We start from the raw sequence: 13,996 nt of genomic DNA, 5'->3' as shown, positions 1-13,996 counted from the left end.
GGTCAATTAATTAAAGTCCGATTTTCAATCCTAAGTTTACACCTCTTGGCGTAGAAACTACCCCAAAGTCAAAACCTGTTCCTCCAGCACCTCCAGTCGAAGCATTAGTTCCGTTAACAGAAGGATCTGCTCCAGTGTAATTAGTGATGATGAAAACATCGGTCATTGTTAAATAAAGCGAAAGATTGTTGATGAATGTTTTTTTCAAGATTTCTGAAGGCATTTGATAGCTTAAAGTGATATCTCTCATTCGCAGCCAATTAATGTCTTTTTCAATAAAATCGGCATCGATAGCTCCAGTTCTATAATATTCGTTTTGAACACTTGGTCTTACCGGAATATTATTTTGTGTTGGAGTAGCTGAATTTTCTAAGCCATCTCTTAGCACACCTTTTACAATTCGGGTTTGATCGCGATCTAAAGTTTTCGTAGACAATCCGTTTTGGTATAAATAAAACTCCGTTGCATTGTAAATATCGCCGCCTTTTCTAATGTCTAACAAGAATGATAAACTAAGGTTTTTGTAGGTAAATGTATTTTGTAAACCAAGCATAAAATCTGGATTTCTGTCTCCAACAATTTTAAAGTTTGGATCTTTTAAAGGGAAACCAGTATTTGGATCAATTAAAGGTTCTCCGGCATTATTTCTTAAATAATCATTTCCAGTTAAAGTTGTTAACGGATTTCCAACTGTTACCCCGCCGCGAACATTTCCGTAAAGCCAAGTATCTGAAACATAATATTCAGAAACTACAGAAGGAAGATTTAATAATTCTGAACGCGTTTTGCTGAAGTTCGCACTTACATTCCAAGAAAAATTATCTTTTTGAATTGGACTTCCGCTTAAAGTAATCTCTAAACCTTGGTTTTGTAAATCTCCAAAGTTTGCAGAAGTTACTACGAATCCAGTTCCGTAGCTTAAACGCATATTTTTCAAAATTGGATCGATCGTTTTAGTACTGTAAACAGCAACGTCTAATCCAACGCGGTTTTTAAAGAATTTTAATTCTGTACCGAACTCAAAAGATTTACGAAATTCAGGTTTCAAATTCGGATTCGCACCTGTAACTCCATATGCATAACCTCCGTCTGTAGTCAATTGCGGCGTGAAAACCGGTTCTGCAGAATAAGGAGAAGGAATATTAGCAGCTTCCGCATACGAAGCTCTTAATTTTCCGTAAGAAAGTATTTCTTTGTCTTTCAATCCGTTTAAGTTTGTGAAAACAAAACTCGTTGAAACAGAAGGATAGAAAAATGGATCAGGTAATACAGAAGTCCAGTCTTCACGTCCAGTCAAAGTCAGATAAACAATTTTATCGTAATCTAAACTCAGCTCAGAAAAGAAACCAATGATTCTGCTTTGGATAATTCTCTCTTGTGATCTTTGCGTTGTAGCATCTGTATTGTTGATAGAGTAGAAGTTAGGATCGAAAAATTTGCTTCCTGTTGTAGATAAAATTTTATAATCATTATCGTTAACCGAATTACCCACCATCAGTTTGGTATTGAATTTTCCGAAAGATTTTTTAGCTGTAACTAATAAAGTCGTGTTTAAATTACTCGTATTTGAATAGTAAGATTCTATATAACCACCAGAAGCAATACCTGCAGCAGATTCTGGATGAATGGCCCTGTAACCTTGAGCGGAATTCACATCCCAGCCCACACGGCCCGTTAAGTTAAGCCAAGAAGTCGGATCATAGATTAATCCAACATTCGTAATAAAACGATTATTGAAATCCTCCGATAAGTTTTTGTTTACCTCCCAATACGGATTATCGGTTTCGTTATCCAAAGCACCGCTGGTGATTTTTCTTCTCGTTCCGTCAGGATTTAGATAAACACTTGCATCATCATTTGCCGGCCAAGTTAATAATGAAAGCAGATAACCTGCATTTGTTACTCCTGGAATCTGTATGGCAGATCCAGCTCCCTTTGCTGCTTTTTGATTGTCTGATTTTGTAAAATTAAAACTAGCTTCTGATCTTAATTTTGAAGATAATTTTGCAGAAGCATTCAAATTAGCAGTTAAACGGCTGTATCCTGTATTTGGCACAACACCTTCCTGATCTAAGTTGGCAATAGACAAACGGTAAGAAGTAGTTTCTGTACCCGCCTCAAATGACAAATTATGATTGGTTGAAACTCCAGTTTTAAAGAAATTTTCAACATTATTATAAAATTTAGTTCCTGGTTCGTAAGCCGTTCCAAATTGTCTTCTGTAATCTGGATTGTTTACACCATCAGAACCTCTTTGATATACTTTTTGAATTTCTGGGAAACGATATAAATTATCAAATCTTGTGTTCGTAGAGTAGGTTAGTCTTCCAACTCCTTTTTTACCTTTTTTAGTCGTAATAACGATCGCACCATTTCCAGCCTGCATTCCGTAAAGCGCTGCCGCCTCAGGTCCTTTTAAGATAACCACAGATTCAATATCGTCTGGGTTAATATCCGCACCTCTGTTGGTGTAATCCTGCGTTCTGTTTGGAGCATTAGAAATTGTTACACCTTGGTCCATTGTTTCGTTACTCACTGGTAATCCGTCAACTACATATAAAGGAGAGTTGCTCCCGCTAAGCGAATTTACACCTCTTAACTGAATCGCAGCAGAGGCTCCCGGTGCTCCAGAAGTACTCGTTACGGTAAGACCCGCAACACGACCTTGCAAAGCCGTAGCAAAGTTTGGGCGCTGAGTGTCTGCGATTTCTTTTCCTTTTACTTCCTGAACCGCATATCCTAAAGACGATTTGTTTCTAACAATACCCATAGAACCCACAATAGTTACATTGTTCAGCGTTTGAGCACTTTCTGAAATAACAATTTTAAGATTGCTGCCATTTACAATAACTTCCTTGGTATTAAAACCAATGTAAGAAACAAGAAGTACTGCTCCTTGGTTTGCTTTGATCGAAAAGGTTCCATCAACTCCAGTCGAAGTTTGATCTTTGGTTCCCTGTACTAGAATGTTTGCGCCTGGCAATGTGTTACCGCTGCCATCTGTAACGACACCTTTTACTAGATTGTTTTGCGAATAACTGGTTAGTATTCCAAAAATGAAAAGTAAAAGAATTAAATGCTTTTTTTTCATAAGGGTTAATTTATGGTTAGAGATGCGAAATGTATAAAATATTTTTAAAAAATTGCAACTTTATGTCGTATTTTTATTAATTCTATTCAATAATGCATAAAAACGCATAAATAGCTTTGAATTAATTGGAATTATGGAAATCGTAAAAAGTTTTATTTTGAGGATTTTCAAAACTGCGATGTTTTTCTAAATTTGTAAAAAAGAAGATCTTATGCTCAAAAAGGAAAGACATCAATTCATAATGAATAAATTTCAGCAAGTCGAAAAAATAAATACGATCGACTTAGCTTTAGAATTGAATATTTCTGAGGATACTATTCGCAGGGATTTTATTGAGTTAAATGATAAAGGCTTAATAAATAAGGTGTATGGAGGCGCATTTTTAGCCAAAAACAATCATAAAAATGTTTTCGACATTACTATTATTAATGAAGATAAGAAAATAAGCGTGGCTAAAAAAGCGCTTTCTTTTTTGAATGAAGGTCAAGTGATTATTATGAGCGGAGGAACAACAAATTTGACTCTCTGCAAACTTATTCCACTAAATTTTACCGCTACGATTTATACCTACAGTCTTCCAATTGCGATGCAGTTATCGCAGCACCCGAATATCGAATTGATTTTTATTGGCGGGAAATTGCAAAAGCAGGCAATGGTAACCGTTGGTATTGATGTGGTTCAGGTGCTTTCCAAAATTAAAGCCGACATTTGTTTTATGGGTGTCAGCAGTATCGATGTAAATCAAGGACTTACCGAAATTGGTTATGAAGTTTCGGTTATTAAAAAAGAGATGATTAGGGCATCAGACAAGGTAATTGCGCTTTTTACCTCTGAAAAAATGAACAGCAAAATGCCACATAAAGTTTGTGATCTTGATAAACTTTACGCCGTTGTAACAGACCTAAATGTTGCAAGTCCGAAAATAAAGAATTTTGTAGATTCCGGAATTAAAGTATTGTAGAATTATTTAAAAATGCATTTTTATGCGGTTTTAAAAAAATGTGGTATATCCTACAAATAAAGTATAAAACTTATTTGCTTTTCTATATATTTGCTTTCAAACCAATTAAATTTTTTAAGTTATGATTATAGTTATAATCCTTGTTGTTTTTTTAGCAGTTGGCGTTTTTATTTATAATTCTCTTATTGAAAGAAGAAATCAGGTTACGAATGCTTTTTCGGCAATTGACGTCATGTTGAAAAAACGTTTTGATTTGATTCCCAATCTTGTTGAGGTGGTTAAACAATACACCAATTACGAACAAAGTACATTAACTAAAATCGTAGAACTTCGCGCAAAAGCAGGTTCAGGTTCACTTACAGAAACCGAAAAAGCAAGTTTAGATACGGAATTAAGTACAGCTGTAAAAGGTTTAATGGTTACCGTTGAAAACTACCCAGACTTAAAAGCCAATACTAATTTCCTGAATTTACAATCGACTTGGACAGAAAGTGAAGAACAAATCGCAGCTGCGAGAAGAACTTATAATGCTTCGGTTACTAGTTACAATAATGCTATTATGATGTTCCCAGGCAATATGTTTGCGGGAATGCTTAATTATACTAAAATTGATGTTTTGGAAACACCAGCAGAAGAGCGTAAAAACATTAGTGCAAAGGAGCTTTTTAATAATTAATGGATTCAGAAAATACTACTTATAAAGCTTTACAGGAGGTTTTAAATACATTAGAAATAGACCGAAAAAAAATAGCAGAAACCTATAGAACCTGCTATATCTTGTTTGGTCTTGCGGCATTAATTTTAGCTATTGGTTTATTAATTAGGTTTCCAATGTTAGCCTTTTTTGGAGCTTTAGTTCCTTTGGTTATTGGTGTTGTAATGTATTTTCAAATACAAGATGAAGTCAAAAAATACAAATTTGTTTATAAAACCAATGTTGTTTCATCAGCATTAAAAGAGATTAATGAAACTTTTTCGATTACGCCTCAAAGCGGACTTCCCGAATATGAGTTTATAAGCTCTGAACTTTTTACAACCGAACCAGATCGTTATAAGACCCAAGATTTAATAAGCGGAACTGCCGATAAAACTGCTTTTTGGTTTGCCGAAGTTCACGCTGAATATAAAACCGAAACCCACACCAAAAACGGAACGAAAACAACTTGGCATACAATTTTTAAAGGAATTATTTTCGTAGCCGATTTCAATAAAAACTTTGAAGTGTCGACTGTCGTGCGGCCAAAAGGTGTTGGAGATGCTATTGGTGCGTGGTTTTCTAAAAACGTTTTTAGCTTTGGAAACAGTGAGTTGGTGCATTTAGAAAATACCATTTTTGATGAGATTTTTGTTACCTATTCTAGAAATCAAATTGAGGCGAGATATATTTTAACTCCAGCTATGATGGAAAGAATTTTAGAATTAAACAAAAAATCAGAGGATACTATTTCGCTCTCATTTATAGATTCTAAAATGTATATTGCTTTTCCGCTGTCTCATAACTACTTTGAAGCGCCTATCCATTCTTCGCTATTAGTTCCTAATTTACTTACTGATGATCTTTCGATAGTTCAGTTTATGCAGGATATTGTTCATGAATTGGATTTGAATACTAGGATTTGGGGGAAGGGGTAAGAATCTTATTGCGAAGATATCTTTTTATTTAAATTCCAATTTTTTAAATCCCAAATTCCAAAAAGAAGTTTAAATTGTCATAAGCCTTCGACTACGCTCAGGGTGACAATTGTGTTTGGAAAAAACCTCTGAACCTTTGCCACTTTGGACCTTTGTCCCATTACTTCAAAACAAACTCATTTTCTTTTAACTTCTTCAAAACAGCAGCAATAATTTTAGAACGGCATTCTGAATTTTCAGTTGTTGATGCCGTTTTTACCCAATAGCGGATATTGAGTTGAATGACACCCGCACCGGCAACATCAGTAATTACGGCTGCGTTTTCGTGGTCTTTTTCGGTAACGTCTTCACTGTTTCCGAGAACTTCTTTAACTAGTTCGATTGCGCGGGTATAATCAGAACCATATTCGAGTCCAACGGTGAACGTCTGAAGAAGGAAACCTTCGCTGTTGTAGTTGATAAGTGTATTTTTTATTAAAAGTGCGTTTGGAATATAAATAATTTTAGAATCGCTTTTTACTTCGGTATCGCGCAGGTTGAGGTTAATGACTTCGCCTTTCACGCCGTTACTTTCAATAATATCTCCAATGTTAAAAGGTCTTTTGAAAGCCAGCAGAATTCCGGCAAGGAAATTTTCGCCAATATCCTTAAGCGCAAAACCAATTACAAAAGCAGAGATTCCGGCACCGGCAAGCATACTTTGAGCGATTCCGTCAAGGCCAATAATTCGGAACATAATAAGAATTCCGATAATAATAAGAACAGACTTAATTAAACGAGCGATAAAAGTTGCCAGAAGACGATCGTGCATTCTGACTTTTAGTCGGTTGCCTGCAAAAATTCCGACACGGCTTGCAATAAACCATGAAACCAAAATGACCAGAACTGCCAAAATAAATTTTGGCGTAAGATCGACAATACTATAATAATATCCTTCTAAATGTTTGACAACGTCTTGCAGAAAGTCTTCCATAATAAATAAGTAATTGGCATAAAAAAGTTAAATTCTAAAAGTAGAGATTTAGAAAGTGGAACACTTTACAGGATTCTCTTAGAATTTTATAAAATCTAATGGAGGAATCAGATAAAATCACAAATTATATCAATTTAATCTGCTATATTTTTATATTTGCTGTCTGAGTTTTTTCAGAACTATTTTATCAAAAAGCACCACTTACATGTTGACCCAATCTCATTTAGAGCAATTAGCCGATACTCTCGAAGGCAAACTTTTATACGATGATCTTCATAAAACACTTTATTCTACAGATGCATCAGTGTATCGGATTCGGCCAAATGCAGTGGCTGTGCCTAAGACGGTAGAAGATATCAGCAAATTAATTCGCTTCGCAGCACAACATAATATTTCGATTACGCCAAGAACTGCAGGAACTTCACTAGCTGGACAAGCAGTAGGAGACGGACTTGTGGTGGATGTTTCGAAAAATTTCACCAAAATCATTTCATATAATGCCGAAAAGAAAACCGTAACGGTACAACCCGGTGTTATTCGCGATGAACTGAATTTATTCCTAAAACCATACGGTGTATTTTTCGCACCAATTACATCAACCTCAAACCGCGCTATGATTGGCGGAATGGTTGGAAATAATTCATCTGGAACAACTTCGATTCGTTACGGTGTGACGCGCGATAAGATTGTTGAGGTTAAAGCAATTTTGAGCGACGGTTCTGAAGTAGCTTTTGGAGAACTGACTTCGGCGGAATTTATGGAGAAAACCAGAGGAGATTCTTTAGAAAATAAAATCTATAAGCGCCTTTACGCTGAACTTTCGGTAAAAGAAAATCAAGAAGAAATTATAAAAGAGTTTCCGAAACCAGAAATTCACAGAAGAAATACGGGTTACGCTGTTGATATTCTGCTAAGATCAGATTTATTTGGCGGAACAGAACCCACAATTAACGTTGGAAAATTACTCTGCGGAAGCGAAGGAACTCTGGCCTTTACAACCGAAATCACTTTAAAAGCTGACGATTTACCGCCTGTACACAATATTATGGTGGTTGGACATTACCATACGATTCAGGAATCTTTAGAATCTGTGGTGGTGGCAATGAAACATCATTTGTACACTTGTGAAATGATCGACGATACCATTTTGGATTGTACAAAAACCAATCGCGAACATATAAAAAATCGTTTCTTTTTGGTAGGTGAACCAAAAGCTATCATGTTGTTTGAAGTGGCTTCTCATTCTCTAGAAGATGCCGAAAGACAGGCTAATGATTTAATAGCCGATTTAGAAAAACATAATTTTGGTTACGCCCGCGTAAAGATTTACGGTCCAGATATTGATAAAGCAAACGAACTGAGAAAAGCGGGTCTTGGACTTTTGGGAAGTATTGTTGGTGACAATAAAGCAGCCGATTCTATTGAAGATACAGCCGTTGAATTAAGTGATTTACCAGCGTATATTGCGGAGTTTTCGGCAATGATGCTGAGCCACGGACAAGAAGCGATTTATTACGCGCATGCGGGTGCAGGCGAACTGCATTTGCGTCCGGTTTTGAATTTGAAAAAAACGGAAGATTTAAAATTATTCAGAACCATTGCAACCGATGTGGCGCATTTGGTAAAAAAACATAGAGGTTCATTGAGCGGTGAACATGGTGACGGAATTGTGCGAGGGGAGTTTATTCCGTTTATGATTGGCGAGAAAAACTACGAATTGCTGAAAAGAATCAAATTGGCATTTGACCCGAATTCGGTTTTTAATATTGGGAAGATTGTCAACGCCTTGAAAATGGACGAAAATCATCGTGTAATTTCAGGAAGAGTAGAGCCAGATATTAAGACGTTTCAAGATTTCTCAGACAGTTTAGGAATTCTTCGTGCAGCCGAAAAATGTAACGGTTCCGGCGATTGCAGGAAAATGCCATCGGCAGGAGGAGCGATGTGTCCGAGTTATCGCGCGACCAGAAATGAAAAAGAAACGACGCGCGCCAGAGCAAATGCTTTAAGAGAATATTTGACATATTCTGAAAAAGAAAACAAATTTGACCAGAAAGAATTATACGAAGTTTTTGAGTTGTGTGTGAGCTGTAAAGCCTGTGCCAGCGAATGTCCGAGTAACGTGGATGTCGCAACGCTAAAAGCCGAATTTTTATACCAATATCAAAAAGCAAACGGATTTTCGACCCGAAGTAAAATTTTTGCCAATAACGCAAAATTGAACAAAATGGGAAGTTTGTTTCCATCGATTACTAATTTTATTTCGAATCAGTCGCTAGTTAAAAAATCAATGGGAATTGCGCCAGAAAGACAAGTTCCGCTTTTGGCGAAAAAGACTTTCAGAAAATGGTATGAAAATAACAAACCCAAAAATATCGATTTTCCAAACGGACAATTGTATTTGTTTGTGGATGAATTTACCAATTATTACGATGTAAATATCGGGATTGACGCTTTTGAATTATTAACGAAGTTAGGATATCAGGTTTTAATCGTAGATCACGAAGAAAGCGGCAGAACGTATTTATCGAAAGGATTTTTGGAAGAAGCCAAAAAAATCACCGATATCAATATCAATATCTTCAAAGATTTAATTTCAAGTAATGCGCCGTTAATCGGGATCGAACCTTCGGCAATTTTAACTTTTAGAGATGAATATCTGCGATTGGCATCGGACAAAGAAAATGCAGAGAGAATTTCCCAAAACGCATTCACTATTGAAGAATTCTTCAAAAAAGAAATCATCGACGGGAAAATAACTCCTGATTCATTTTCTGAAGAAACTAAAGAAATCAAAATTCACGGACATTGCCATCAAAAATCGTTGAGTTCTGTTGAAGCAACTTTCGCGATGCTGAATCTTCCTAAAAATAATACTGTTACGATTTATAATTCAGGCTGCTGCGGAATGGCAGGTTCTTTTGGATATGAAAAAGAACATTACAAAGTAAGTATGCAAATGGGAGAGGATACACTTTTCCCAAAAGTTAGAAATACTGCTGCAAACGTAAAAATTGCCGCTGCGGGAACGAGCTGTCGTCATCAAATTTATGATGGAACAAAACGTGAAGCGCAGCATCCTGTTTCGATTTTGAGAAGTTGCTTAAAATAAAAGTTTGCCACGAATTACACGAATAGCCCGAATTTTTTTGGCACAGATTAAATGATTATTTCTCATTTTATGTCATTTCGATCCCTAGGCTTCGGGAGAGAAATCTTCACAAGTAACTCCGCAACGAAAATCCAATCTTTGTAGAGCTTCTCGCAGAGATTTCTCCCCCGAAGCCTCGGGATCGAAATGACAAACTTTGGTTATAAGTTTTATTTAAAAGAGTATTTTAAAATCATTTTAATTCTTTTAATCTGTGGCAAAAAAACTATTTCAAACTAACTTTTTTACCAGTTTCAGCTGCTTTATAAATGGCATTAATAATTTTCATGTCTTTCATGCCTTCTTCTCCAGTAATATGATTTGGGAGTTTTTTGTTTGCTAAAATCACTTTGCAAATTTCATCCATTTGGGTTTGCTGTTGGTTTATCACAGGAAAATTAAATGCTTTTCCATCAGATCTTTTACCTACAAATGGGCCATAACTAACAGCAGGACTCATTTCAAATGTACCTTCATCTGCGGAAGCAAAAAATCTATCAATGCCAAAACCATATGAACTGCTGCAATTAGCCACAGCACCACTTGGAAATTCCATTTGCCAAGTAATATTTTCTTCCACCTGAGCAAACATATTTTTATTGTTTACAGTTCCAAATTGTGCCGTTACAGCAATTGGTTCTTCACCTAAAACATAACGCGAAACCTGAATACAATAAACGCCTAAATTGATTAAAGTACCGCCTCCAGCTAGTTTTTTATTCAATCTCCATTGGTTACGGGCATTTAAATCTACGGGTGAATTAATATCACGAAAATCATACGTGCTGTAGCCAAGAGAGGCTTCAATAAAACGAACCTGACCCAAAACTTTTTCCTGTCCAAGTCGCTTTACTTCCAGATGATTAGGTTCATAATGCAGACGATAACCCATTGCGAGTTGTACATTGTTTTCGTTACAGGTTTTAATCATTTCTTCGCAGTCTTCAATAGTAATCGCCATCGGTTTTTCAACAATAACATGTTTTCCAGCTTTTGCTGCCCGAATGGTAAGTTCTTTGTGCAGTGAATTGGCAGTTACGACATAAACTAAATCAATATCTTTGTTTTTTACGATGGAATCGAAATTCTCATAATTGTAAATGTTCTTCTCGGGAATATTATATTTCTTTTTCCAATTTTCGGCTTTAGCAGGTGTTCCTGTCACGATTCCCGCAAGCTGGCAGTATTCAGAAACTTGAAGACCTTCCGCCAGAAGTGAAGCGTAATTTCCCAAGCCGCAAAGCGCGATATTTAATTTCTTTCCAGTGTAAGGCGTTTTGTTAGTGTCAGGTGCAGATAAAAAAGAAGGAAGAGCTGTCATCACAACAGACGCGCCAACGCCAATTCCAAATTTATTCACAAACGATCTTCTTGAAATTTTTTCCATATAATTTATCTTTTAAGTTAAATAGCAATTTATTAGTAAGCTGTTTTTGATAAATGTTACATTTGTGTTTATTATAATTACTCAAATGAAATAATTAATTAACGATGAAAAAATATCAACCATCAATAGAAGAAATAGATCAAAAACTTGATCAGACTATTAAGCAAAAGTTTTCATCAGGTTATATGTCTAATAAAAAATGGGTAAAACTAATTGATACTTTTGTTGAAAATGCTGAATTGATTAAGAGAGTTGAGATCAAAAAAGTGCTAGAGGAGAAAATTGGGCTAATTTTCATTTCAGAAAATTTACAATATGAGTTTGATTATTGGAATATTGGATTTGAAGGTGTAAATTCATTTGGAGGTTGGCTACTTTATAAAGAAATAGAATTTCTAAAATTCCCTGCAAAATTTCAAAATGAAAATTCATATCAAGAACAAGACTTGATTGAAATCAAAGAAATTATAAATAAAATTGGAGTATTCGAAATGACAGATCAAAATGATGAACTTATTTTGTTTTGCTATAAATAAGAACTGATATAATAAATTCATTCAAAAAATAAATTCGGGATAATTGAGAAATTATTTAGCAAAAAAACTTCGTGTCCTAGTTCCTTAGTGGCAAAAAATAATTCCAAGTAAAACAAAATCGTTTTATATATTTGAAATCAGGATAATTTTTGCATTATTTGCAAAATAAAACCATAAAGTCCCAAGTAAATTAATTTTATAATAGCAAAACATATATGGCATTTTCAAGTTTATTCCGAAAGAAAACAGTACAGGATATTCTGAAGCAAGTTGCTCAGAATGAATCAGATGGTCATAATGCATTAGGAAAACATTTGACGACCAAAGATTTGACTGCATTCGGAATTGCGGCTATTGTTGGGGCAGGGATTTTTAGTACTATCGGAAAAGCCAGTGCAGACGGCGGACCAGCTGTTATTTTCTTGTTTCTATTTACAGCTTTAGCTTGTAGTTTTGCTGCTTTTGCTTACGCGGAATTTGCTTCGATGGTGCCGGTTTCAGGAAGTGCTTATACCTATTCGTATGTTGCTTTTGGAGAATTAATCGCCTGGATAATCGGCTGGGCTTTGATTATGGAATATGCCGTCGGAAATATAACCGTTGCCATATCATGGAGTGATTATTTTACGGGACTGCTCCAGAGCGGCGGTATACATCTTCCGCAATGGATTCAGATGGATTATTTAACGGCATCAAACGGATTTAAAGATGCTGAAGCTTTAATGCGAGGCGGAAAATCATTCGAAAATTTAAGTACAGCTTTACAGCAGGCCCATACAGCTTGGACAACAGCGCCAACAATAGGATCTTTCCATTTTGTTACTGATCTACCAGCATTATTTATCATTATTTTGATTACTGCCTTAGTTTACAGAGGAATGAAAGAATCTCGTAACGCCAGTAATTTAATGGTTGTTGTTAAACTTTGTGTAGTTCTTCTAGTAATTGCTGTGGGTGTATTTTACGTAGATACAGCAAACTGGGATCCGTTTGCTCCAAATGGAGTAGGAGGAGTTTTAAAAGGAGTTTCTGCTGTTTTCTTTGCTTATATTGGTTTTGATGCGATTTCGACAACTGCCGAAGAATGTAAAAATCCGCAGCGTGATTTACCACGAGGTATGATGTGGGCAATTATCATTTGTACGATTTTATATATCGCTATTGCCTTAGTTTTAACGGGAATGGTAAAATACCACGAACTAAATGTTGGAGATCCTCTTGCATTTGTTTTCGATAAATTAGACCTAAAATGGATGTCGGGAATTATTGCTGTAAGTGCTGTAGTAGCCATGGCAAGCGTTTTATTGGTTTTTCAAATGGGACAGCCGCGTATCTGGATGAGCATGAGCCGTGATGGATTATTGCCAAAGAAATTTTCTACCGTTCACCCAAAATATAAAACACCATCTTTTGCTACAATCGTAACAGGTTTTGTGGTAGCAGTTCCAGCTTTATTTTTAAACCTTACAATGGTTACTGATTTATGCAGTATCGGAACTTTGTTTGCTTTTGTTTTGGTTTGCGCTGGAGTTTTAGTGTTGCAAAACAAACCTGAAATTCCGAGAGGAAAATTTAAAACGCCTTATGTAAATTCAAAATATATTTTACCAGTTTTAATGATTGCAGGATTGTATTATGCTTTTACGTTCAACAATAAAGCTACAATGGCTTTTATAAATAATGAGGCGCAAACGAATGATGCGACAACAATTATTACCTCTTTAGATAAAGAAGAATCGGCAAAAGTTTTCAATTACTTGGAAAGCATTGACGTTCATAATAAAACTGCAGAAACATCAGATTTAGAGCATTTGCTAAGTCAATACCAGGACGACGACGCAAAATATGCTGAGGTTGTAAAAGGATTACCAATTAACGATTCTTTAAAATACGAATCAGGATTCAGTTTGTTCAAGCACAAAATTCCAATGTGGATTTTCTTATTTGTTTTAGTTGGATTAGCCGTTTGGGCATTCAGAAAAAATCTATCTTTAATTCCGCTTTTAGGATTAATCTGCTGTCTATATATGATGGCCGAATTAAGCGTTTGGAACTGGATTTACTTCACCATCTGGTTACTAATCGGATTATTGATTTACTTTACTTATAGTAGAAAAAATAGTAAACTAAATACTCAAGTTGTGAGTTAGAAGTAAAAGGTTATATGTGAAAAGCCGTTCTGAGAATAATTTCAGAACGGCTTTTTTCATATAAAATTCACTCAAATTTTCTCGCGCAGATTGTGCAGGTCTAGCAGATTTTTTT

General features: G+C 35.6%; 9 protein-coding genes. 6 read left to right on the top strand and 3 right to left on the bottom strand.

Annotated elements, in window-relative coordinates; translation table 11 throughout:
- Positions 1-10: 10 nt before the first annotated feature.
- A complete protein-coding gene (locus tag ASE40_RS20490; RefSeq protein ID WP_057119303.1) occupies positions 11-3,091 on the bottom strand; it encodes a SusC/RagA family TonB-linked outer membrane protein in 3,081 nt (1,026 codons plus the stop codon).
- A 211-nt stretch (positions 3,092-3,302) separates the two neighbouring features.
- Between ASE40_RS20490 and ASE40_RS20485 the strand changes: the two genes are divergently transcribed.
- The 3 genes from ASE40_RS20485 to ASE40_RS20475 all read left to right on the top strand — a co-directional run bounded on the left by ASE40_RS20485 (position 3,303) and on the right by ASE40_RS20475 (position 5,684).
- On the top strand, positions 3,303-4,052 hold the full coding sequence (locus tag ASE40_RS20485) for a DeoR/GlpR family DNA-binding transcription regulator (RefSeq protein ID WP_057119300.1): 750 nt from the start codon (positions 3,303-3,305) through the stop codon (positions 4,050-4,052).
- A 121-nt stretch (positions 4,053-4,173) separates the two neighbouring features.
- Entirely contained in the window at positions 4,174-4,728 is a 555-nt protein-coding gene (locus ASE40_RS20480; protein ID WP_057119298.1) for a LemA family protein, read from the top strand.
- Positions 4,728-5,684, top strand: coding sequence for a DUF3137 domain-containing protein (locus tag ASE40_RS20475; protein WP_057119295.1), 957 nt, complete (start codon positions 4,728-4,730; stop codon positions 5,682-5,684). Before ASE40_RS20480 ends, ASE40_RS20475 begins: the two co-directional genes overlap by 1 nt.
- A gap of 160 nt (positions 5,685-5,844) precedes the next feature.
- On the opposite strand, the gene ASE40_RS20470 is transcribed toward ASE40_RS20475, so the two are convergent.
- Complete coding sequence (locus tag ASE40_RS20470; protein ID WP_057119292.1) at positions 5,845-6,657, bottom strand: mechanosensitive ion channel family protein; 813 nt, start codon at positions 6,655-6,657, stop codon at positions 5,845-5,847.
- Between the two features lie 205 nt (positions 6,658-6,862).
- On the opposite strand from ASE40_RS20470, the gene ASE40_RS20465 reads away from it, so the two are divergent.
- Positions 6,863-9,769, top strand: a complete 2,907-nt coding sequence (locus ASE40_RS20465) for an FAD-binding and (Fe-S)-binding domain-containing protein (RefSeq protein ID WP_057119290.1) — start codon at positions 6,863-6,865, stop codon at positions 9,767-9,769.
- Between the two features lie 265 nt (positions 9,770-10,034).
- On the opposite strand, the gene ASE40_RS20460 is transcribed toward ASE40_RS20465, so the two are convergent.
- Positions 10,035-11,195, bottom strand: a complete 1,161-nt coding sequence (locus ASE40_RS20460) for a Gfo/Idh/MocA family protein (protein ID WP_057119288.1) — start codon at positions 11,193-11,195, stop codon at positions 10,035-10,037.
- 104 nt (positions 11,196-11,299) lie between these two features.
- Here ASE40_RS20460 and ASE40_RS20455 point away from each other — a divergent pair, with 104 nt between their 5' ends.
- Both ASE40_RS20455 and ASE40_RS20450 read left to right on the top strand, forming a co-directional pair.
- Positions 11,300-11,731 carry a hypothetical protein gene (locus ASE40_RS20455; RefSeq protein ID WP_057119286.1) on the top strand — a complete coding sequence of 144 codons (432 nt, stop codon included), beginning with the start codon at positions 11,300-11,302 and terminating at the stop codon, positions 11,729-11,731.
- Between the two features lie 215 nt (positions 11,732-11,946).
- On the top strand, positions 11,947-13,881 hold the full coding sequence (locus ASE40_RS20450) for an amino acid permease (RefSeq protein ID WP_057119284.1): 1,935 nt from the start codon (positions 11,947-11,949) through the stop codon (positions 13,879-13,881).
- Positions 13,882-13,996: the final 115 nt, after the last annotated feature.

This window comes from Flavobacterium sp. Root935 (assembly GCF_001429295.1).
Lineage (GTDB): Bacteria > Bacteroidota > Bacteroidia > Flavobacteriales > Flavobacteriaceae > Flavobacterium.
Note: the sequence above shows the minus strand (reverse complement) of the source record. Positions and strands in the feature narration are given on the sequence as shown.